Source organism: Streptomyces sp. NRRL S-1022, assembly GCF_000720135.1.
GTDB lineage: Bacteria > Actinomycetota > Actinomycetes > Streptomycetales > Streptomycetaceae > Streptomyces.
Map to the genome: position 1 here is coordinate 525,808 of NZ_JOIU01000008.1, position 19,444 is coordinate 545,251.

Here is a 19,444-nt window from a genome sequence, read left to right on the forward strand (position 1 = left end):
ACTGCCCCGGAGGAGAAAGAGCATGAGCCGCAGCGACGTCCTGGTCGACGCCGACTGGCTCCAGGAGCACCTGGACGACCCGACCATCGCCATCGTCGAGGTGGACGAGGACACGTCCGCCTACGAGAAGAACCACATCAAGAACGCGATCCGCATCGACTGGACCAAGGACCTCCAGGACCCGGTCCGCCGTGACTTCATCGACCAGGAGGGCTTCGAGAAGCTCCTGTCGGAGAAGGGCATCGCCAACGACCACACCGTCGTCCTCTACGGCGGCAACAACAACTGGTTCGCGTCGTACGCCTACTGGTACTTCAAGCTGTACGGCCACGACAGCGTCAAGCTGCTCGACGGCGGCCGCAAGAAGTGGGAGCTGGACGCCCGCGAGCTGGTCGCCGGCGACGAGGTGCCCGAGCGCGCGAAGACCGAGTACCGGGCCAAGCCGCAGGACACGACGATCCGCGCCTTCCGCGACGACGTGGTCGAGGCCATCGGCTCGCAGAACCTGGTCGACGTCCGCTCGCCCGACGAGTTCTCCGGCAAGCTGCTCGCCCCGGCCCACCTGCCGCAGGAGCAGTCGCAGCGTCCGGGCCACGTGCCGTCCGCGAAGAACATCCCGTGGTCGAAGAACGCCAACGACGACGGCACCTTCAAGTCGGACGAGGAGCTGAAGGAGCTCTACGCCGCGGAGGACGTCGACCTCGCCAAGGACACGATCGCCTACTGCCGCATCGGTGAGCGCTCGGCCCTGACCTGGTTCGTGCTGCACGAGCTGCTCGGCGTGGAGAACGTCAAGAACTACGACGGCTCCTGGACCGAGTACGGCTCCCTCGTCGGCGTGCCGATCGAGCTCGGCGCCGGCAAGTAAGTCCCGACCGACCTTTTCCCTAGGAGTTGCACATGTGCGGAGCGAAGGCCGGTGGCCCCGACGCATCGACGATCAAGCCCGGTGAGACCACGATCCAGGGCCAGGTGACCCGCGACGGAGAACCGGTGGTCGGCTACGTCCGGCTGCTGGACTCGACCGGCGAGTTCACCGCGGAGGTCCCCACCTCCGCGACCGGTCAGTTCCGCTTCTACGCGGCCGAGGGCACGTGGACGGTCCGCGCGCTGGTGCCCGGCGCGACGGCCGACCGCACGGTCGTCGCCCAGGAGGGCGGTCTGGCGGAGGTCGCCATCGCGGTCTGAGCGGACTCTGTGACGGCTGAGGGCCGCACCCCCTGGGTTGGACACCGGCGGGGGTGCGGCCCTTCGGCTCGGTACAAGCGCTTCGGCGTCTTCTGCCGCCGGGATCGCTAGCCCAGGGTGCGGCCCAGGGCCCAGACCACCGGTGCCGCCGCCGACAGCGGCAGGGCCACGCCCGCCGTGAAGTGGACGAAGCGGGACGGGTAGTCGTAGGCGGCGACCCGGTGTCCGATCAGGGCGCACGCCCCGGCGGCGGCGCCCAGCAGCGCGCCCTTCGTGCCGAAGCCGGTCATGTCGCCCGCCGCGATGCCCGCGCCCGCCGCCGCCAGCAGGGCGACGACGACCGAGGCCGGGGTGGGCAGGGGCAGGGCGCGGGCCAGGACGGCGACCGCCACCGCCGCAGCGCCGACGGAGACCTCGTGCGGGCCGGCGGCCAGGTAGCCCGTGGCCAGCACCGAGAGCGCCGCCGAGGTGACCGTGGCCATCAGGCCGTACATCCGCTCGTCCGGCGAGGCGTGGGAGCGCAGCTGGAGGACGAGGGAGAGCAGGACCCAGAGGCCGAGCGGGCCGAGGATGGCCACCAGGGCGTGGTCCCGGCCGGCGGCGAGGACCGCCACGTCGGCCGTCAGCGCGCCCGCGAAGGCGAGGGCGATGCCCTGCCGGGCGGGCCACATGCCGTTCAGCCGGAACCAGCCCGCGGCCGTCACCGCCTGGAGCAGCACGAGCGGTACGACGAGGGCGTACGAGGCGATGGGGGCCGTCGCGGCCAGCAGCAGGCCCAGGACGGCGGTGAGCAGCGCCGGCTGCATGCCGGGCTCGATGATCGGGGAGCGGCCCTCCAGGCGGGCCCGCTGGGCGTCGGTGACCCGCGCGTTGCCGGCGAGCGTGGCGGGACCATAGGAGGGCTCGCCCTCCTCCGGTTCAGCCGCCGCCGCGACGGGTGCCGGGGCAGGGGCGGGGGCGGGCGCCGGTGCGTACGTTCCGGGGTACGGGTCCGGGTACTGCTGAGACTGCTGGGACTGGGGCTGCTGGTACGGCGGCTCGTACTGCTGCTGGTACGGCTGCTCGTACGACTGGTCGTACTGCTGGGCGTACTGCTGCTGGTACCCCTGCTGCTGTTGCTGTCCCGGCAGGTACGCCGTCTCCGCCTGCACCGGCGCGTGCGTCTGCGTCTCCCAGGTCTGGCCCTGCCACTGCTGGGTCTGTTCCGGGTCGTGGCCGGGCCCGCCGTGGTGCGCGTCCTGCGCGGGCCACTGCTGCCGGTAGGGGTCGTGGCCCTCGTAGGGGCCGCCCTGGTAAGGCTGGTCGGTCATCGCTCACCCTCCTGCGAACGGCGGGAGCACCTCGACCGTGCCGCCCTCGGCCAGCCGTACCGTCTCATGCGCGCGGGTCCCGACGGGGTCGCCGTCGACGAGGAAGGAGCATCGCTGGAGCACGCGCGTCAGCTCACCGGGGTGGAGCGCGCGCACGTCGGCCAGCGCGCCGGCCAGTGTGTCCGCCTCGTGCGGCTCCTCGGCGACCCCGGCCGCGGCCTTGGCTGCGGCCCAGTAGCGCACCGTGACCTTGGGCATCTGAATCCTCAATCGACGGCAAACAAGAAAAACGACTAAAGACAGTGTGAGGCAGGCTAGCCCGCCGCCGACACCGCCCAGCCCCCGATCCGGGCCATCAGGGCGTCGTCGGCCGCGTTCTCGGCGTGGCCCATGCCCGGTTCGACCCAGAGAGCGGCGCGGCCGCCGGCCGCCTCGGCGAGCATCCGGGGATGGTCCAGCGGGAAGTAGCCGTCCCGGTCGCCGTGCACGATGAGCAGGGGCGTCGGGGCGATCCGCGGGACGGCCTGCACCGGGGAGAGCGGGACGGGGTCCCAGTCGCGGTGGTGGATGCGGGTGCGCAGGCCGTAGCGGCCGACCAGGCGGCCTTCGGGGCGGGTGACCAGCCAGTGCAGGCGGCGCATGGGGGCCGTGCCCCGGTAGTACCAGCGGGCGGGTGCGCTGACGGAGACGACGGCGTCCGTGCCGCCGTACAGGGCAGCGTGCCGCAGGACCACCGAGCCGCCCATGGAGAAGCCGACGGTCACCACGCGCCGGTGCCCGAGGCCGCGGGCCCAGTCGACGGCGGCGGCCAGGTCCAGCACCTCCTTGTCACCGACCGTGGAGCGGCCGCCGGAGCGGCCGTGGCCGCGGAAGGAGAAGGTGACGACCGCGCCGAGGTCGCGCAGCACGGCCGCCACCCGGCGCACGTGCGGGCGGTCCACGTCCCCGGTGAAGCCGTGGGCGATCACGAACACCAGGTCACGGGAGGGCGGCCGGGAGGCGTCGGACCGTGCTCCGTGTGCCGCGGACCCGGGATCGTATACGGCGGACCCGGGATCGTATACGGAATCGATCGCAATTCCGTCGGCCGTGCGCAGGAACGTCCGGATAAGGCCCCGTCTGCCTGTCTCGTCATCCGGACGGACGGTGGAACGTGCCTCACGACCTGCCGAACGGTTGCTCATGTGGGCTATTCTGCTGGGCAGAGGACTCGGGCAGCGTAGCCCCCGGGTCCTTTTGTGCTTTCGGAAGCGTTGTATACGAAGCGGGAAACCTCAGGTGACCGCCGGTGTACGGGGCCTTCGGGATCGCAGGGCAGTACCCGTCCGCACAGTCCTCGCAGGGACCGAGGAGGAACCAGACGTATGAGTTCTCTGCTGCTCCTGACCAACGCCCTCCAGCCGTCGACGGAGGTGCTCCCGGCCCTCGGCCTGCTCCTGCACAACGTGCGGGTGGCCCCCGCGGAGGGGCCCGCCCTGGTCGACACCCCCGGCGCCGACGTCATCCTCGTCGACGGCCGCCGCGACCTTCCGCAGGTCCGCAGCCTGTGCCAGCTGCTGCGCTCCACCGGCCCCGGCTGTCCGCTGCTCCTCGTCGTCACCGAGGGCGGCCTCGCCGCCGTCACCGCCGACTGGGGCATCGACGACGTGCTGCTGGACACCGCCGGCCCCGCCGAGGTGGAGGCGCGGCTGCGGCTCGCCATGGGCCGCCAGCAGATCGTCAACGACGACTCGCCCATGGAGATCCGCAACGGTGACCTCTCGGTGGACGAGGCGACGTACAGCGCGAAGCTGAAGGGCCGGGTCCTGGACCTGACCTTCAAGGAGTTCGAGCTGCTCAAATACCTCGCCCAGCACCCGGGCCGGGTCTTCACCCGCGCCCAGCTGCTCCAGGAGGTGTGGGGCTACGACTACTTCGGCGGCACCCGCACGGTCGACGTGCACGTACGACGGCTGCGCGCCAAGCTCGGCCCCGAGCACGAGTCGCTGATCGGAACCGTCCGGAACGTCGGTTATCGATTCGTGACGCCCGAGAAGCCCGACCGCTCCGCCGAGGACGCCAAGGCCAAGGCCGGCCGGGCAAAGCCGGAGGATGCGGACACAACCGCCGTCCTGGACGGCACCGAGCTGCACGTCGAGGCCTGAGCGGACACGCCGACGCACGGGCGGTGTCCGGACGGGCATCGTCCCGCACAGCCGCCATGTGATACGCCCTGCCCGGGGCGGGTCAATCCGCGTAGACTCCGCGCGTGGCGAAGGTGACTCGGGATGACGTGGCACGGCTGGCTGGTACCTCCACCGCCGTCGTCAGTTATGTCATCAACAACGGACCCCGGCCGGTCGCCCCGGCCACGCGCGAGCGTGTCCTCGCGGCGATCAAGGAACTGGGGTACCGGCCCGACCGGGTCGCCCAGGCGATGGCCTCCCGGCGCACCGACCTCATAGGCCTCATCATCCCCGACGCCCGCCAGCCCTTCTTCGGCGAGATGGCGCACGCGGTCGAACAGGCCGCCTCCGAGCGCGGGAAGATGGTCCTGGTCGGCAACACCGACTACATCGGCGAGCGCGAGGTGCACTATCTGCGCGCCTTCCTCGGCATGCGCGTCTCGGGCCTGATCCTCGTCTCCCACGCCCTGAACGACCTCGCCGCCGCCGAGATCGACGCCTGGGACGCCCGGGTGGTGCTGCTGCACGAGCGTCCGGAGGCCATCGACGACGTCGCCGTGGTGACCGACGACCTCGGCGGCGCCCAGCTGGCCGTGCGCCACCTGCTGGAGCACGGGTACGACTACGTCGCCTGCATGGGCGGCACCGCGCAGACGCCGGCCGTCGGCGACCCGGTCTCCGACCACGTGGAGGGCTGGAAGCGGGCCATGGCCGAGGCGGGCCTGCCCACCGAGGGCCGGCTGTTCGAGGCGCCGTACAACCGGTACGACGCCTACCGCGTGGCCCTGGAGGTCCTGTCCGGGCCCCACCGGCCGCCCGCGATCTTCTGCTCCACCGACGACCAGGCCATCGGCCTGCTGCGGGCCGCGCGCGAACTGCGCATCGACGTGCCCGGGCAGCTGGGGGTGGCCGGGTTCGACGACATCAAGGAGGCCGCGCTCGCCGACCCGCCGCTGACCACGGTCGCCTCCGACCGCTCGGCGATGGCCCGGGCGGCGGTCGACCTGGTGCTGGACGACGGGCTGCGGGTCGCCGGGTCCCGGCGCGAGCGGCTGAAGACGTTCCCGTCCCGGCTGGTGCTGCGCACCAGCTGCGGCTGTACCTGACCTGGGGGCGCGCCCCCGAGGGCGCGCCTTTATATCGGGCAAACGAGGTTCTGCCGGGCTTCTCAGGGAGCACTCAGGCAGCTCTCATGGTCGCGGGGGACTCTCTACTCATGACCGAGAGCCAGGGCACCCACGAGCAGCCGCACTCCTTCTCCGCCCCCGTGCACCCCGAGTGGCCGCCCCCGCCGCCGTACCAGCCGGGAACGGAACCCGCTCCGCACCGGAAGAAGCGGACGCGGGGCCCGGTGGGCCTGCTCGCGGCGGTCGCGATCGTCGCGGCGGCGGTCGGCGGCGGCACCGCCTACGCCTTCCAGGAGCTGACCGGCAAGGACACGGTCGCCACCGCCGGGAGCAGCACCACCGTGGTGCCGGCCGGCAAGCGCGGTGACGTCGCCGCCATAGCCGCCGCGGTCAGCCCCAGCGTGGTCGAGATCAACGCGTCCCTCGCGGACGGCTCCTCCACCGGCTCCGGCGTGATCATCACATCGGGCGGCGAGATCGTCACCAACAACCACGTCGTCTCCGGCGCCTCCTCGATCAAGGTGCGCACCAGCGAGGGCAAGAGCTACACCGCCGAGGTGGTCGGCACCGACAGCTCCAAGGACCTGGCGCTGATCAAGCTGCGGGGCGCCTCCGGTCTGAAGCCGGCCGCGCTCGGCGACTCCAGCGGTGTCCAGGTGGGCGACACGGTCGTCGCGATCGGCTCCCCCGAGGGCCTGACCGGCACCGTCACCAGCGGCATCGTCTCCGCCCTCGACCGGGACGTCACCGTCTCCACCGACGAGAACCAGGGCCAGGGACAGGGCGGCGACGGACAGTGGCCGTTCCAGTTCGGCGGCCGTCAGTTCAACGGCGACACCGGCTCGTCGACCACCACCTACAAGGCCATCCAGACCGACGCGTCCCTCAACCCCGGCAACTCCGGCGGCGCCCTGATCGACGCGAGCGGTCACGTCATCGGCATCAACTCCGCGATGTACTCCAGCGCGCAGGCCTCCTCGTCCTCGGACGCGGGCAGCATCGGCCTCGGCTTCGCGATCCCCATCGACACTGTCAGGTCCGACCTCGCCAAGCTGCGTGCGGGCTCCGGCAGTTAGCAACACGAGTGCAAGGAGCAGGTCATGATCAAGCACATTCCCCACCGGTTCGCCGAACGCGGTCCCGCGGGCCTCACCCTGGCCCTGTCCATCGTGTCCGAACTGCACGTGCCCGTTCCGGCCCCCCGCGCCCCCGAGGTGGCGGCCGTGACGCCGGTGCCCCAGCTGATGGGCCTGCGCACCTCCGCCGCCCGCCCGCACCGCCGCAAGGTCCCGCTGCACCGCCTGACCATGGTCGCCGCCTGACCACGGTCACCGCCTGACCACGGTCACCGCCTGACCGGCGGACGTGTCCCCGGCCCCCGTACATGGGAGGCTGAGGGACACTGACCGTTTCGTCCACCGCACCCCGAGGATCCCCGAGCGATGAGTCCCGCCGAAGGCGACCGCGACCCCCAGCGCATCCTGATCGTCGACGACGAGCCGGCCGTGCGCGAGGCCCTCCAGCGCAGCCTCGCCTTCGAGGGGTACGGCACCGAGGTCGCCGTGGACGGCGCGGACGCCCTGGAGAAGGCCACGGCCTACCGGCCGGACCTGGTCGTGCTGGACATCCAGATGCCCCGCATGGACGGCCTGACGGCGGCCCGCCGCATCCGGGGGGCGGGCGACACTACCCCGATCCTGATGCTCACCGCCCGCGACACGGTCGGCGACCGGGTCACCGGCCTGGACGCGGGCGCCGACGACTACCTGGTCAAGCCCTTCGAACTGGACGAGCTGTTCGCCCGTATCCGGGCCCTGCTGCGCCGCAGTTCGTACGCGGTGGCGGTGTCCGCCCAGGCCCAGGAGGACGAGGCGCTCACCTACGGCGACCTGCGCATGGACCTCGCGACCCGGGAGGTGACGCGCGGCGGCCGGCCGGTCGAGCTGACCCGCACCGAGTTCACCCTGCTGGAGATGTTCATGGCTCACCCGCGCCAGGTGCTCACCCGTGAGCAGATCCTGAAGGCGGTGTGGGGCTTCGACTTCGAACCCTCCTCCAACTCGCTCGACGTCTACGTGATGTACCTGCGCCGCAAGACCGAGGCCGGCGGCGAGCCCCGGCTGGTGCACACCGTCCGCGGGGTGGGCTACGTCCTGCGGCAGGGCGGCGCCGAGTGAACCGGCTGGCCCGCCGGTACCGGGCCCTGCCGCTGCGGGCACGGCTGGCCATGCTGGTCGCGGCGGCGGTGGCGTTCGCGGTGGCGGCGGTCTCGGTGACGTGCTGGTTCATCGTGGAGCGCAAGCTGTACAACCAGCTCGACCTGGATCTGCAGAAGTCCCTGCGCAACAGCACCCAGATGGACCAGTTGCAGTTCACCCTCGACCACTGCACGGACACCCCGCAGGCCAACGGCTTCTTCCGGGACCGGTACTCGCAGCTGGTCATGGAGGACGGCAAGGTCTGCCTCTTCGGGGGCGCCTCCGGGAAGATCAAGGTCCTCCAGACCGACAAGACGGAGATCAAGGACCTCGACCCCGACAACAACGTCTTGTACTTCCGCAACGGCACGGACGACGAGGGCAACGAACTGCGGGTGCTCACCAAGCCCATCGGCGCCACCGCGACCGTGACCGGCGGGCGCGGGCCCAACGTGGGCGTGCTCGTCGCCGCACCGCTGAAGACCACGCAGAAGACCCTCAACGACCTCGCGCTGATCCTGCTCCTGGTGTCCGCCGTCGGTGTCGTCGGCGCCGGGGCCGCGGGCCTCGCGGTCGCCCGGGCCGGGCTGCGGCCCGTGGACAGGCTCACCGAGGCCGTGGAGCGCGTGGCCCGCACCGAGGACCTGACCGTCCGCATCCCCGTCGAGGACGTCAGCGAGGACGAGGTGGCCCGGCTGTCCCGGTCGTTCAACTCGATGACCGCCTCGCTGGCCAGCTCACGTGACCTCCAGCAGCAGCTGATCGCGGACGCCGGCCATGAACTCCGTACGCCCCTGACCTCGCTCAGGACGAACATCGAACTGCTCACCCGCAGCGAGGAGACGGGCCGGCCGATCCCGCCGGAGGACCGCAAGGCGCTGCTCGCCTCGGTGAAGGCGCAGGTGACCGAGCTGGCCGCGCTGATCGGCGACCTGCAGGAGCTGTCCCGCTCGGAGGGGCAGCGCGGTGAGCGGGTCCAGGTGGTCTCCTTGCAGGACACCGTCGAGGCGGCCCTGCGCCGGGCCCGGCTGCGCGGCCCGGAGCTGTCGATCATCGCGGACCTGGAGCCCTGGTTCGTCCGGGCGGAGCCGTCCGCGCTGGAGCGGGCGGTCGTCAACATCCTGGACAACGCGGTCAAGTTCAGCCCGGAGGGCGCCACGGTCGAGGTACGGCTGAGCGGCGGTGTGCTGATGGTCCGCGACCACGGTCCCGGCATCGCCGAGGACGAACTCCCGCACGTATTCGACCGCTTCTGGCGCTCCCCCAGCGCCCGCGCCCTGCCGGGCTCCGGCCTCGGCCTGTCCATCGTGGCCCGTACGGTCCGGCAGGCGGGCGGCGCGGTGGCGCTGGCCCGCGCGGAGGGCGGCGGCACGGTGGCGACGGTACGGCTGCCGGGCGCACCGGTCCCGCCGCCCGAGGCACCGGAGCCGCCCGGGCCGGTGGAGGCGCCGGCCGGCTGAGGCGGGGTCAGGGCCCTTCGTGTGGGCCGGGCCGGGCCTGGTCCTGCTTGGGCAGGGTGCGCAGGCGCTCGATCTGAGTCTGGCTGAGGTCGTGCGCCCGGCGCATGTGCCGGGTGATCGCCCTCAGCTCGTCCTCGCTGTGGTCGTCCAGCAGGGTCTGCCAGGTCCGGCCGAGGTCGTCCCACAGCGCGGTGACCCGGGCGAGGCGCTCGGGGACCGGGGTGACCAGGACGCGGCGGCGGTCGTGCCGGTCGGGGGTGCGGGTGACGTAGCCGCCGCGTTCGAGGCGGTCCACGAGGCGGGTGGCCGAGCCGGTCGTGAGGCCGGTCCGGTCGGCGATCTGCCGGACGGTGAGCGGTTCCGGCTCGGCGGTCAGCAGGCTCAGGCACTGCACGTCGGTTGGGTGCAGCCCGAGGTGGTCGGCGACAGCCTGGTTGAACAGGACGTACGCGGCCAGGTAGCGCCGGGACTCCAGGGCCAGTTCCTCGTAGAGGCGGGTCCGGTCGGGGTCGGTCACGGCAGGACTCCTTCCCAAAAAATCACTGCGCGGTGCAGCGAACTGCCCTAATCTACTGCGCGGCGCAGCAAATGCGTCACACAGCAATGCTATCGACCCGGGGGACCCCCATGCTCACCATCGCCGTCACCGGCGCCACCGGCGCCCAGGGCGGGGCCGCCGCCCGCGCCGCCCTGGCCGCCGGCCACCGCGTCCGCGCCCTGACCCGCCGGCCCGGCGCGGCCGCCGCCACGGCCCTGCGCGGCCTCGGCGCCGAGATCCACCCCGCCGACTTCGACGACCCCGCCTCCCTGGACGCCGCGCTGGCCGGCGCCGACGCGCTGTTCGCGGTGACCACCCCGTTCGGCACCGGCACCGGCACGGAGGTCCGGCAGGGCACGGCCCTCGTGGACGCCGCGGCCGGGGCCCGGCTCGGCCATGTCGTGCTGACCTCCGCCGCCCACGCCGACCGCGGCACCGGCGTCCCGCACTACGAGAGCAAGCGGGCGGTCGAACAGCACCTGCGCGCCTCCGGCCTGCCCTGGACGGTGATCGCCCCGGCCGCGTTCATGGACAACTACGCGAGCGGCTGGACCCTCGACGGACTGCGCACCGGCGTCTTCGCCTGGCCCATGCCGGCCGGCCGGCCGCTCACCCTCATCCCCGCCGCCGACATCGGCGCGTTCGCCGCGCTGGTCCTCGGGCGCCGGGACGACTTCGCGGGCCACCGCATCGACATCGCCTCCGACGCGCTGACCCCCGCGCAGATCGCGGCCACCCTCACCACCGCCCTGGGCCGCCCGGTCGCCCACCGGCAGGTGCCCCTGGCCCAGGTCCGCACCCACTCAACCGACCTCGCGGCGATGTTCGCCTACTTCACCGACCACGGTCTCGACGTCGACGTGGCCGGCCTGCGCCGCGCCCACCCCGAGGTCGGCTGGCACACCTTCGCGGACTGGGCGCACGGCCAGGACTGGCCGGCCCTGCTGGGCCGGTAGCCGCCGGACACCACGGCAACCTTCCCGCGCCCCGCGGCGACTCCCGTCCAGCACCCCACCCGGACACCGACTGGAGTCGCCATGACCCCCCACGTCCCCCGCAGTCCCCGCGCCCGGCACCGCAGGAGCCGTACCGCGCTCGCGGCCGGGCTGCCGCTCGCGCTCGCCGCCGGCGGTGCCCTCGGCTACGGCCTCCTCGGCCCCGGCGCCCAGTCGCGGGCCTCCGCCGCGACCGCCGCCGTCCCGGCCTGGGCCACGGCCACCGCCGACGGGTTCGCCTCGGTGAACGCGCTCGGGCAGAACGGCACGTACGGCGGCCGGGGCGGCGAGATCGTCACCGTGAAGACGCTCGCCGACCTGGAGAAGTACGCGACCGCCGAGAAGCCGTACGTCATCGTCGTCGCGGCGGCCATCACGATGGACCCCGTCGGCAAGGAGATCAAGGTCCGCTCGGACAAGACCATCATCGGCTCCGGCACCTCGGGGCAGATCGTCGGCGGCGGCTTCTTCCTCGGCCAGGGCGTCCACAACGTGATCATCCGGAACCTCACCATCCGGGACGCGTACCAGGGCGTCTGGAACGACAAGGAGCACGACTACGACGGCATCCAGATGGACGGCGCCCACCACGTCTGGATCGACCACAACGACATCCGGCACATGGCCGACGGCCTCATCGACAGCCGCAAGGACACGACCTACCTGACCGTCTCCTGGAACAGGCTCGGCCAGGAGAACAAGGCCTTCGGCATCGGCTGGACCGACAACGTCACCGCGGACATCACGATCCACCACAACTGGATCCGCGAGACCGAGCAGCGCAACCCGTCCACGGACAACGTGGCCCACGCCCACCTGTACAACAACTACCTGGAGGACGAGCCGGGCACCACCATCACGTCCTCCTACGGCAACTACTCACGCGGCAGGACGAACATGCTGCTGGAGAACTCCTTCTTCCAGGGCCTGAACAACCCGGTGATCAGGGACGCCACCGCCACCCTCGTGCAGCGCGGCAACGTCTTCTCCGGCACCGCCGGCCGCAACGAGAGCGGCGGCCCGGGCGCCGCCTGGGACCCGGGGAGCTACTACGGCTACACCCTCGACAAGACCGCCGACGTGCCGTCGGCCGTCAAGTCCGGTGCCGGGCCGCGCGGTTCACTGGGCACGACCGCGACCGTGAGGGCCGCCGCCACCACCCTCACCGTCGCCAAGGACGGCTCGGGGCAGTACACGACCGTGCAGGCCGCCGTGAACGCCGTCCCCGCGAACAACCCCTCCCGGGTCGTCATCGCCGTGCAGCCGGGCACGTACCGGGAGACCGTGAAGGTCCCGGCGAACAAGCCGCACGTCACCATCCAGGGCACGGGGGCCGGCCGCAAGGACACGGTAATCGTCTACGACAACGCGGCCGGCACGAAGAAGCCCGACGGGTCCGGGACCTACGGCACCGGCGGCAGCGCCACCGTCGCCGTGGAGGCCGACGACTTCCAGGCCCGCAACCTCAGCATCTCCAACGACTTCGACGAGGGCGCCCACCAGGACATGGCCCAGCAGGCCGTGGCCCTGCGCACGGCCGCCGACAAGGTGTTCCTGGACGGGGTCATCGTCAGCGGCGACCAGGACACGCTGCTCCTCGACACCGCGGCCAAGGACCGGCTCGGCCGGGTCTACATGGCCAACTCCTACGTCATCGGGAACGTCGACTTCGTCTTCGGGCGGGCCACCGCCGTGCTCGACAAGTCGGTCATCACCCTGAAGAAGCGCTGGGACGGCAGCTCGGCCGGCTATGTCACGGCCCCCAGCACCGCGGCCGGCCGCAAGGGCATCCTGATCGCCAACTCGTCCGTGACCGGCAGCGTCTCCGACCGCAGCTTCTACCTGGGCCGGCCCTGGCACGCGGGCGGCGACGCCACCCTCGACCCGCAGACCACCGTCCGCAACACCGCCCTGAGCGCCGCCGTCAAGTCCGCGCCCTGGACCGACATGAGCGGCTTCTCCTGGAAGGACGACCGCTTCGCCGAGTACCGGAACACCGGCGCGGGCGCCGGCGCGGCGAGCGGCGACCGCCCCCAGCTGAGCGACGCCCAGGCGGCGGACCAGGAGATCGCCGACTGGCTGGGCGACTGGAAGCCCACCGCCTCCTGAGGGCGGCCGGAACCCCGGGACGGGGGGTGCGGGCACGAGTCCGCGGTACCCGCACCCCCCGTTCCTGCTCCTACTACTGCTGCTACTGCTACTGCTACTGCACGACCGTGATGCGGTCGGTCTTGGGCGGTGCGATCGGCGACGCGGCCGACGAGTTCGCCGTCAGGTACTTCTCCAGGGCGGTCAGGTCGTCCGCGCCGACCAGGTCGCCCGTGCCCTGCCCGAGGGTCGGGAAGCCGTCGCCGCCGCCCGCGAGGAAGCTGTTGGTGGCGACCCGGTAGGTGGCCGCGGGGTCGATCGGGGCCCCGTTCAGGCGGATGGAGCCGGTGACCACGCGGTCCGCGCCGGACCGGGTGAGGTCCAGGGTGTAGGTGAGCCCGGCGGACGGCTGGAGGATCTTCGGGGCCGCCGCGTTGGGGCCGCTCACCTGCTCCTTGAGCACCTGGACCAGCTGGGCGCCGGTGAAGTCCTGGAGGTTCACCGTGTTGGCGAACGGCTGCACCGTGAAGCCCTCGGCGTAGGTGACCACGCCGTCGCCCTCGGCGCCCTTGGCCGCGTAGGTGAGGCCCGCGCGGACCCCGCCGGGGTTCATCAGGGCCAGGCTCGTCCGCGGGTCCAGTTCACGGCCGTAGGCGAGCTGCGCGTCGGCGATGAGGTCGCCCATCGGGGACTCGGTGCCGGTGTTGCCGATGTCGGCGGAGATGTGACCGATGGCGCGGTTGCCGATCGGCGCGGCCAGGGTGTTCCAGCGCGAGATCAGGTCGGTCATGTCCGCCGCCTTGGGGACGTCCCGGGTGACCACGTGGTTCGCGGACCTCACCGCCGTGCGCGCGATGTCGCCGGTGCGGCGGTCGTACGTCAGCGTGGTGTCGGTGTAGAGCCGGCCGAAGGAGGAGGCCGAGGTGACCATGCGGGGGCGGCCCGAGGGGTCGGGGACCGTGCAGACGTACGCCTGGTGGGTGTGGCCGGTGACCAGGGCGTCCACCGCCGGGGTCACGTGCTTGGCGATGTCCACGATCGGGCCGGAGATGCCGTCGCCGGCGCCCGGGGAGTCGCAGTCGTAGTTGTAGGAGCCGGAGGCCGGGTAGCCGCCCTCGTGGATCAGGGCCACGATCGACTGCACGCCCTGGCGCTGGAGCACCCTGGCGTACTTGTTGATGGTCTCGGTCTCGTCCTTGAAGCTCAGGCCCTTGACGCCGTCGGCGGAGACGATGTCCGGGGTGCCCTCCAGCGTGACCCCGATGAAGCCGATCCGGACGTCCTTCTTCTTCCAGATCCAGTACGGCTTCAGGATCGGCTTGCCGGTCTTCTCGTCCAGGACGTTCGCGGCCAGGTACGGGAAGTCGGCGCCCTCGAACCTCCGGTCCGTGTAGCAGCCGTCCTTCGGGTGGCAGCCGCCGTTCTGCAGGCGGCCCAGCTCCGTCGCGCCCTCGTCGAACTCGTGGTTGCCGACCGAGGTGACGTCCAGGTCCAGCTTGTTCAGCGCCTCGACGGTGGGCTCGTCGTGGAACAGGCCCGACAGCAGCGGGGAGGCGCCGACCAGGTCGCCGCCGGCCGCGGTGACCGAGTACGGGTGGCCCCGGCGGGCCTGGCGCAGATGGGTCGCGAGGTACTCGACACCGCCCGCGTCGATCGTCTTCGCCGTGCCGTCCGGCTGGAGTTCGGTGACCCGGCCGGAGGAGCCGGACGGGGGTTCCAGGTTGCCGTGCAGGTCGTTGAAGGAGAGCAGCTGGACGTCCTGGTAGCGGCCCGGACGGTGGTGGCTCTCGTGCGCGTCCGCCGGGAGGGCGGCGGTCAGCGCGGCCGCCGTGGCGAGACCGGCCGCGCTCGCGAGGAGCGCGTACGTGCGGCGTCTGGTGCGCCGGGGCGCGGCTGACATGGGACCCCCCTGTGGGTCGGCTGTGGTGGCTCGGCGCAGCCTAAGGTCAACGCGCGTAGCACGACAGGGGGTTCGTGGTTACATCCTGGTTTCCCTTTGCCTGTTCCCCGGGGCTTCCTTTGCCGGTTCCTTGCGGCCGGTGTGCCGGGACTTCGCCCCGGCCGCCCCGTAGTCTCGTACGCATGAGCAGCGACGACACCGTACCGGGCTTCCCCGCCCGCTCCATCGAGACCATTTCGGCGCTCACCCCGGACCGGGCCGAGGCCGTCCTGAGCCTGATCGGCGAGGCCGCCCGGGTCGACGGTCAGCAGCCGGTGTCCGAGCAGGGCCGGCTGCAGCTGCGCGGCGGGGCCCGCGAGGGCGTCTCGCACCTGCTGCTGTCCGTCGACGGCGAACTCGTCGGCTACGCCCAGCTGGAGGACACCGACCCGGTGGAGGCGCCGGCCGCCGAGCTGGTCGTGCACCCCGGGCACCGCGGGCACGGGCACGGGCGGGCGCTCGGCGCGGCCCTGCTCGCCGCCTCCGGCAAGCGGCTGCGGGTGTGGGCGCACGGCGGGCACCCGGCCGCCCGGCACCTCGCCCAGGTGCTCGGTCTGACCCTGTTCCGCGAACTGCGCCAGATGCGGCTGCCGTTGACCGGGCTGGAGCTGCCCGATCCGGTGCTGCCGGAGGGCGTGACGGTACGGGCCTTCGTGCCCGGCAAGGACGACACGGCCTGGCTCGCGGTGAACGCCGCCGCCTTCGCCCACCACCCCGAGCAGGGCTCGCTGACCCAGCGCGACCTGGACGACCGCAAGGCCCAGCCCTGGTTCGACCCGGCCGGTTTCTTCCTCGCCGAGCGGCGCGGTGAGCTGGTCGGCTTCCACTGGACCAAGGTGCACGCCGAGGAGGGGCTCGGCGAGGTGTACGTCCTCGGGGTGCGGCCCGGCGAGCAGGGCGGCGGCCTCGGCAAGGCCCTGACCACCGTCGGCCTGCGCCACCTGGCCGCCCAGCAGCTGCCGACCGCGATGCTCTACGTCGACGCCGACAACAAGGCGGCGGTGTCGGTGTACGAGCGCCTGGGCTTCACGGTCCACGAGACGGACCTGATGTACCGCACCGAAACCTGACATCTCCCCCATGTGCGGGGGGCGCGAGGGGCGGTCGCCTTGACGACCGCCCCTCTTTTGCACCACCCTTTCACTACTCAATTAGTGAAAGGGTGGACCCGATGGTCGAGTACCGCATCGACCGGCACAGCGGCGTGGCCACCTATGTGCAGATCGTCCAGCAGACGAAGCAGGCCCTGCGCATGGGCCTGCTGCGGCCGGGTGACCGGCTGCCCACCGCACGCGAGGTCGTGGAGGCCACCGCCATCAACCCCAACACCGTCCTGAAGGCGTACCGCGAACTGGAACGCGAGGGCCTGGTGGAGGCCCGCCGCGGCCTCGGCACCTTCGTCCGGCGGTCCCTGGGCACCGCCCCCGCCGACTCGCCGCTGCGCACGGAGCTGGAGGCCTGGGCGGAGCGCGCCCGCGCCGCCGGCCTGGAGCGCGAGGACGTGGCCGCACTCTTCACTGCCGTACTCGACAAGCACTTCCAGGGAGACCCGACATGAGCAGCGACACGGCGTTGAGGGCCGAGGCTCTGGGGAAACGATTCGGCCTGCGGGGCGGCTGGGCCCTGCGGGACTGCTCGTTCCGGCTGCCCACCGGACGGGTGTGCGCGGTCGTCGGCCCCAACGGCGCCGGCAAGTCCACCCTGCTGGCCCTGGCCGCCGGGCTCACCGTCCCCACCGAGGGCAGCGTGACCGTCCTCGGCACCACCCCGGCCGCCGCCCGCCCCCGGGTCGGCTACATCGCCCAGGACAAGCCGCTGTACCCGCAGCTCACCATCGCCGAGACGCTGCGCATGGGCGCCGACCTCAACCCCGGGCGCTGGGACGCGGCCGGCGCCGAGCGGGTCGTCGCGGGCGGCGACCTCGACCCCAAGGCCCGCGTCCGCTCCCTCTCCGGCGGCCAGCGCACCCGGGTCGCGCTCGCCCTCGCCCTCGGCAAGCGGCCCGGACTGCTGCTCCTGGACGAGCCGATGGCCGACCTGGACCCGCTGGCCCGGCACGAGCTGATGGGCACGCTGATGGCGCAGGCCGCCCAGTACGGCACCACCATCGTGATGTCCTCGCACGTCGTCGCCGAGCTGGAGGACTCCTGCGACCACCTGCTGCTCGTCGGCGGCGGCCGGATCCGGCTGGCCGGCGAGATCGACGACCTGCTCGCCGCCCACCTGAGGGTGACCGGCGCCGGCGAACCGGCCCGGCTGGACGCGCACACCGTGGTCGAGTCCCGGGTCACCGGCCGCCAGCTCACCGCGCTGATCCGCCCCGCCGGAGCGCTCGGCGACGACTGGCGCACCGCCACGCCCTCCCTGGAGGAACTGGTCCTCGCCCACCTGCGCAACCCCGCGGCCCCCGCCCTGACCCCCGCCGGGACCGCGGAGAACGAGGAGCACGCCGCGTGACCGCCGCCCTGAGCGCCCCCGCCCCGGCACGCCCCGCCCCGCGCCAGGTCCGCTGGCTGCTGCGCCTGCACCGCCCCGCCCTGGCCACCTGGGCCGTCCTCGTCGCCGGCCTGGCCGGCGCGCTGCTGTGGCTGGGGGGCCCGCTGACCGACGCCGCCGCGACCGCCTGGCACGACTACGACGCCACCTGCGCACGCGACCTCCCGTGCCGGTACGACCAGGCCGCGATCCTGCGCTACAAGGACGTGTACCAGTACACGACCACCGCCCTCCTCCTGATCCCGTTCCTGGCCGCCGCCTGGGCCGGCGCCGCCCTGACCGGCCGCGAGGTGGAGACCGGCACGGCACGGCTCGGCTGGACCCAGGGCGTCTCCCCGCTCCGCTGGCTCGCCGCCCGGCTCACCGTCCCGGCCCTCCTGATCACCGCCGGCGCCGCCGTGCTCGGGATGCTGCACCAGACGGCCTGGGCGGCGGGGCACGGCCGGATCGACACCGCCAAGCCCTGGGACGACGTGCCCACCTTCTACACGGGCGGCCCGCTGATCGCCGGTCTCGCGCTGGCCGGCCTGCTCATCGGCGCCCTCGTCGGACTGCTCACCGGCCGCTCGCTGGTCGCGCTGTGCGTCTCCGCGCTCTCCACGGCCGTGCTGTGGATCGGCGTCCACACGGCCCTGCCGCACCTGTGGCCGGTCGCCACCAGCGTCAGCGGGCGCCGGGGCTTCCCCTCGTACTCGGGCATCAAGGTCGCGGAGGGCATCGTCACCCCGGGCGGTGCGCACCGGCCCGTCTCCACCTGCACCGTCGACCTCAGCCCGGAGTGCCGGGCCCTCAACGACCGGCGGGGCACGGCCGGCTTCTACATCGACTACCACCCCTACTCCCACCGCTGGCCCCTCCAGCTGGCCGCGACCGGCGCGCTCCTCGCCCTCGCGGTCCTGCTGGCCCTGGCCGCGCTCCTGCTGCTGCACCGCCGGACCACGACCGGCGGCACCGGCACCGGCCACGAGGGGGCCGCCGTATGAGCGGCGCCGCACCGGCCCTGCACCGCACGGTGCTGCGCCTGCACCGCACCGCCCTGGCCTGCTGGGCACTGTTCGTCACGGCCGTACTCGGCGGGCTGGGATGGCTGGGCGGGATCAGCGCCCCGCACATCCGGCACCTGGAGGCGACCTGCACCCCCGTGGACAACCTGTGCAACATCCCCTACGTCGGCTGGGTCTACGGCGAACGCCTCGACAACGTCGCCTCGGTGATCGGCTACGGCTTCCTCGCCGTCGCCGCCTACGCCGGCGGCGCGCTGATCGGCCGCGAGATGGAGACCGGCACGGCCCAGCTGGCCTGGACGCAAGGGGTGACGCCCACCCGCTGGCTGGCCGCCAAGCTCGCCGTGCCCGCGCTGGCGCTCACGGCCGGCGACGGCGTCCTGGTGGCCGCCTTCCGCTGGGCCTGGTCGCCCCACCGCGACCTGCGCCCCGGTGACGACTGGTCCTTCGGCGGCATCTTCCTGGCCCGCGGCCCGGCCACACCGGCGTACGCCCTGTGCGCCCTGGCGGTCGGCGCGCTCACCGCGCTCCTGCTGCGCCGCGCGCTGCCCGCGCTGGCGGTGTCCCTGGGCGCGACGGGGCTGCTCCACCTCGTGCTGGCCCGCGTCCGCCCGTACCTGTGGCCGAGGCTCACCCGGACCGAACCGCACGCGTTCGAGCTGGACGACAGCGCCTGGCAGGTGGCACAGGGCAGGACCGCCGACGGCGGTTACCGGGCCGCCTACCACCCGCCGTCCCATTTCTGGCCGCTGCACCTGTCGGAGACCGGCATCGTGCTGGCCGCCGCCGCGCTCGCCACCGCCGCCGCCTTCGCGCTGGTGCGCCGGCGCACGGCCTGACCCCTGCCGCCGTCCGCCCCTCCACGGGGGGAGGGGCGAACGGTGGCGGCGCGCCGGACGCCCGTGGGCCGCCCCGCCATATCCCGCACGTCATGTC

20 protein-coding genes are annotated in these 19,444 nt (G+C 72.8%); 15 read left to right on the forward strand and 5 right to left on the reverse strand.

Translation table 11 applies throughout. The features are described from left to right. The first annotated feature begins 22 nt into the window (after positions 1-22). Both IG05_RS0112925 and IG05_RS0112930 read left to right on the forward strand, forming a co-directional pair. Complete coding sequence (locus IG05_RS0112925) at positions 23-868, forward strand: sulfurtransferase (RefSeq protein ID WP_030342114.1); 846 nt, start codon at positions 23-25, stop codon at positions 866-868. 32 nt (positions 869-900) lie between these two features. Next, positions 901-1,188 (forward strand): DUF1416 domain-containing protein, encoded by a 288-nt coding sequence (locus IG05_RS0112930; RefSeq protein ID WP_030342116.1) that lies wholly within the window; start codon positions 901-903, stop codon positions 1,186-1,188. Positions 1,189-1,295: 107 nt separating this feature from the next. Here IG05_RS0112930 and IG05_RS0112935 read toward each other — a convergent pair whose 3' ends face one another. From IG05_RS0112935 to IG05_RS0112945, 3 genes are read right to left on the reverse strand one after another with little or no spacing between them, the layout of a single operon-like run. Next, positions 1,296-2,498 carry a hypothetical protein gene (locus IG05_RS0112935; RefSeq protein ID WP_030342118.1) on the reverse strand — a complete coding sequence of 401 codons (1,203 nt, stop codon included), beginning with the start codon at positions 2,496-2,498 and terminating at the stop codon, positions 1,296-1,298. Positions 2,499-2,501: 3 nt separating this feature from the next. Then, positions 2,502-2,756: a MoaD/ThiS family protein gene (locus IG05_RS0112940; protein ID WP_030342120.1), complete on the reverse strand. Its 255-nt coding sequence runs from the start codon at positions 2,754-2,756 to the stop codon at positions 2,502-2,504. A gap of 56 nt (positions 2,757-2,812) precedes the next feature. Further along, positions 2,813-3,682, reverse strand: a complete 870-nt coding sequence (locus IG05_RS0112945; RefSeq protein ID WP_199808299.1) for an alpha/beta hydrolase — start codon at positions 3,680-3,682, stop codon at positions 2,813-2,815. A 180-nt stretch (positions 3,683-3,862) separates the two neighbouring features. Between IG05_RS0112945 and IG05_RS0112950 the strand changes: the two genes are divergently transcribed. From IG05_RS0112950 to IG05_RS0112975, 6 genes are all read left to right on the forward strand, one after another. Then, a complete protein-coding gene (locus tag IG05_RS0112950; protein ID WP_030342123.1) occupies positions 3,863-4,642 on the forward strand; it encodes a winged helix-turn-helix transcriptional regulator in 780 nt (259 codons plus the stop codon). Positions 4,643-4,746: 104 nt separating this feature from the next. Continuing rightward, positions 4,747-5,769, forward strand: coding sequence for a LacI family DNA-binding transcriptional regulator (locus IG05_RS0112955; RefSeq protein WP_078894086.1), 1,023 nt, complete (start codon positions 4,747-4,749; stop codon positions 5,767-5,769). Positions 5,770-5,879: 110 nt separating this feature from the next. Beyond that, positions 5,880-6,866, forward strand: coding sequence for a S1C family serine protease (locus IG05_RS0112960; protein ID WP_030342126.1), 987 nt, complete (start codon positions 5,880-5,882; stop codon positions 6,864-6,866). A 24-nt stretch (positions 6,867-6,890) separates the two neighbouring features. Beyond that, positions 6,891-7,112, forward strand: coding sequence for a hypothetical protein (locus tag IG05_RS0112965; RefSeq protein ID WP_030342128.1), 222 nt, complete (start codon positions 6,891-6,893; stop codon positions 7,110-7,112). 120 nt (positions 7,113-7,232) lie between these two features. Then, positions 7,233-7,967 (forward strand): response regulator transcription factor, encoded by a 735-nt coding sequence (locus IG05_RS0112970; protein WP_030342130.1) that lies wholly within the window; start codon positions 7,233-7,235, stop codon positions 7,965-7,967. Beyond that, on the forward strand, positions 7,964-9,448 hold the full coding sequence (locus tag IG05_RS0112975) for a sensor histidine kinase (protein WP_030342131.1): 1,485 nt from the start codon (positions 7,964-7,966) through the stop codon (positions 9,446-9,448). Before IG05_RS0112970 ends, IG05_RS0112975 begins: the two co-directional genes overlap by 4 nt. Before the next feature lie 7 nt (positions 9,449-9,455). Here IG05_RS0112975 and IG05_RS0112980 read toward each other — a convergent pair whose 3' ends face one another. Further along, positions 9,456-9,965, reverse strand: a complete 510-nt coding sequence (locus IG05_RS0112980; RefSeq protein ID WP_030342133.1) for a MarR family winged helix-turn-helix transcriptional regulator — start codon at positions 9,963-9,965, stop codon at positions 9,456-9,458. Between the two features lie 110 nt (positions 9,966-10,075). On the opposite strand from IG05_RS0112980, the gene IG05_RS0112985 reads away from it, so the two are divergent. Together IG05_RS0112985 and IG05_RS0112990 are read left to right on the forward strand one after the other, a co-directional pair. Then, a complete protein-coding gene (locus IG05_RS0112985; protein WP_037813578.1) occupies positions 10,076-10,942 on the forward strand; it encodes an NmrA family NAD(P)-binding protein in 867 nt (288 codons plus the stop codon). Between the two features lie 81 nt (positions 10,943-11,023). Beyond that, the gene (locus IG05_RS0112990) at positions 11,024-13,090 is read left to right on the forward strand and encodes a pectinesterase family protein (RefSeq protein WP_030342136.1); all 2,067 of its coding nucleotides are present in this window, start codon (positions 11,024-11,026) and stop codon (positions 13,088-13,090) included. Positions 13,091-13,184: 94 nt separating this feature from the next. Here the strand turns inward: IG05_RS0112990 and IG05_RS0112995 are convergent, their stop codons facing one another. Then, positions 13,185-14,969, reverse strand: a complete 1,785-nt coding sequence (locus IG05_RS0112995) for a bifunctional metallophosphatase/5'-nucleotidase (RefSeq protein WP_030342138.1) — start codon at positions 14,967-14,969, stop codon at positions 13,185-13,187. 182 nt (positions 14,970-15,151) lie between these two features. On the opposite strand from IG05_RS0112995, the gene mshD reads away from it, so the two are divergent. The 5 genes from mshD (at position 15,152) to IG05_RS0113020 (ending at position 19,347) form a co-directional block, all read left to right on the forward strand. Further along, positions 15,152-16,078 (forward strand): mycothiol synthase, encoded by a 927-nt coding sequence (gene mshD, locus IG05_RS0113000; RefSeq protein WP_030342139.1) that lies wholly within the window; start codon positions 15,152-15,154, stop codon positions 16,076-16,078. A gap of 101 nt (positions 16,079-16,179) precedes the next feature. Then, entirely contained in the window at positions 16,180-16,566 is a 387-nt protein-coding gene (locus IG05_RS0113005; protein ID WP_030342141.1) for a GntR family transcriptional regulator, read from the forward strand. After that, positions 16,563-17,465 (forward strand): ABC transporter ATP-binding protein, encoded by a 903-nt coding sequence (locus IG05_RS0113010; RefSeq protein WP_030342142.1) that lies wholly within the window; start codon positions 16,563-16,565, stop codon positions 17,463-17,465. Before IG05_RS0113005 ends, IG05_RS0113010 begins: the two co-directional genes overlap by 4 nt. Continuing rightward, complete coding sequence (locus tag IG05_RS0113015; RefSeq protein ID WP_037813579.1) at positions 17,462-18,487, forward strand: hypothetical protein; 1,026 nt, start codon at positions 17,462-17,464, stop codon at positions 18,485-18,487. The genes IG05_RS0113010 and IG05_RS0113015 overlap by 4 nt, the downstream gene beginning before the upstream one ends. Then, positions 18,484-19,347, forward strand: coding sequence for a hypothetical protein (locus IG05_RS0113020; protein WP_030342149.1), 864 nt, complete (start codon positions 18,484-18,486; stop codon positions 19,345-19,347). The genes IG05_RS0113015 and IG05_RS0113020 overlap by 4 nt, the downstream gene beginning before the upstream one ends. Positions 19,348-19,444 lie beyond the last annotated feature (97 nt).

Coding starts and splice junctions, on each gene's coding strand:
- IG05_RS0112925 (WP_030342114.1), top strand. CDS start 23: ATGAGCCGCAGCGACGTCCTGGTCGACGCCGACTGGCTCCAGGAGCAC.
- IG05_RS0112930 (WP_030342116.1), top strand. CDS start 901: ATGTGCGGAGCGAAGGCCGGTGGCCCCGACGCATCGACGATCAAGCCC.
- IG05_RS0112935 (WP_030342118.1), bottom strand. CDS start 2,498: ATGACCGACCAGCCTTACCAGGGCGGCCCCTACGAGGGCCACGACCCC.
- IG05_RS0112940 (WP_030342120.1), bottom strand. CDS start 2,756: ATGCCCAAGGTCACGGTGCGCTACTGGGCCGCAGCCAAGGCCGCGGCC.
- IG05_RS0112945 (WP_199808299.1), bottom strand. CDS start 3,682: ATGAGCAACCGTTCGGCAGGTCGTGAGGCACGTTCCACCGTCCGTCCG.
- IG05_RS0112950 (WP_030342123.1), top strand. CDS start 3,863: ATGAGTTCTCTGCTGCTCCTGACCAACGCCCTCCAGCCGTCGACGGAG.
- IG05_RS0112960 (WP_030342126.1), top strand. CDS start 5,880: ATGACCGAGAGCCAGGGCACCCACGAGCAGCCGCACTCCTTCTCCGCC.
- IG05_RS0112965 (WP_030342128.1), top strand. CDS start 6,891: ATGATCAAGCACATTCCCCACCGGTTCGCCGAACGCGGTCCCGCGGGC.
- IG05_RS0112970 (WP_030342130.1), top strand. CDS start 7,233: ATGAGTCCCGCCGAAGGCGACCGCGACCCCCAGCGCATCCTGATCGTC.
- IG05_RS0112985 (WP_037813578.1), top strand. CDS start 10,076: ATGCTCACCATCGCCGTCACCGGCGCCACCGGCGCCCAGGGCGGGGCC.
- IG05_RS0112990 (WP_030342136.1), top strand. CDS start 11,024: ATGACCCCCCACGTCCCCCGCAGTCCCCGCGCCCGGCACCGCAGGAGC.
- IG05_RS0112995 (WP_030342138.1), bottom strand. CDS start 14,969: ATGTCAGCCGCGCCCCGGCGCACCAGACGCCGCACGTACGCGCTCCTC.
- mshD (WP_030342139.1), top strand. CDS start 15,152: ATGAGCAGCGACGACACCGTACCGGGCTTCCCCGCCCGCTCCATCGAG.
- IG05_RS0113005 (WP_030342141.1), top strand. CDS start 16,180: ATGGTCGAGTACCGCATCGACCGGCACAGCGGCGTGGCCACCTATGTG.
- IG05_RS0113010 (WP_030342142.1), top strand. CDS start 16,563: ATGAGCAGCGACACGGCGTTGAGGGCCGAGGCTCTGGGGAAACGATTC.
- IG05_RS0113020 (WP_030342149.1), top strand. CDS start 18,484: ATGAGCGGCGCCGCACCGGCCCTGCACCGCACGGTGCTGCGCCTGCAC.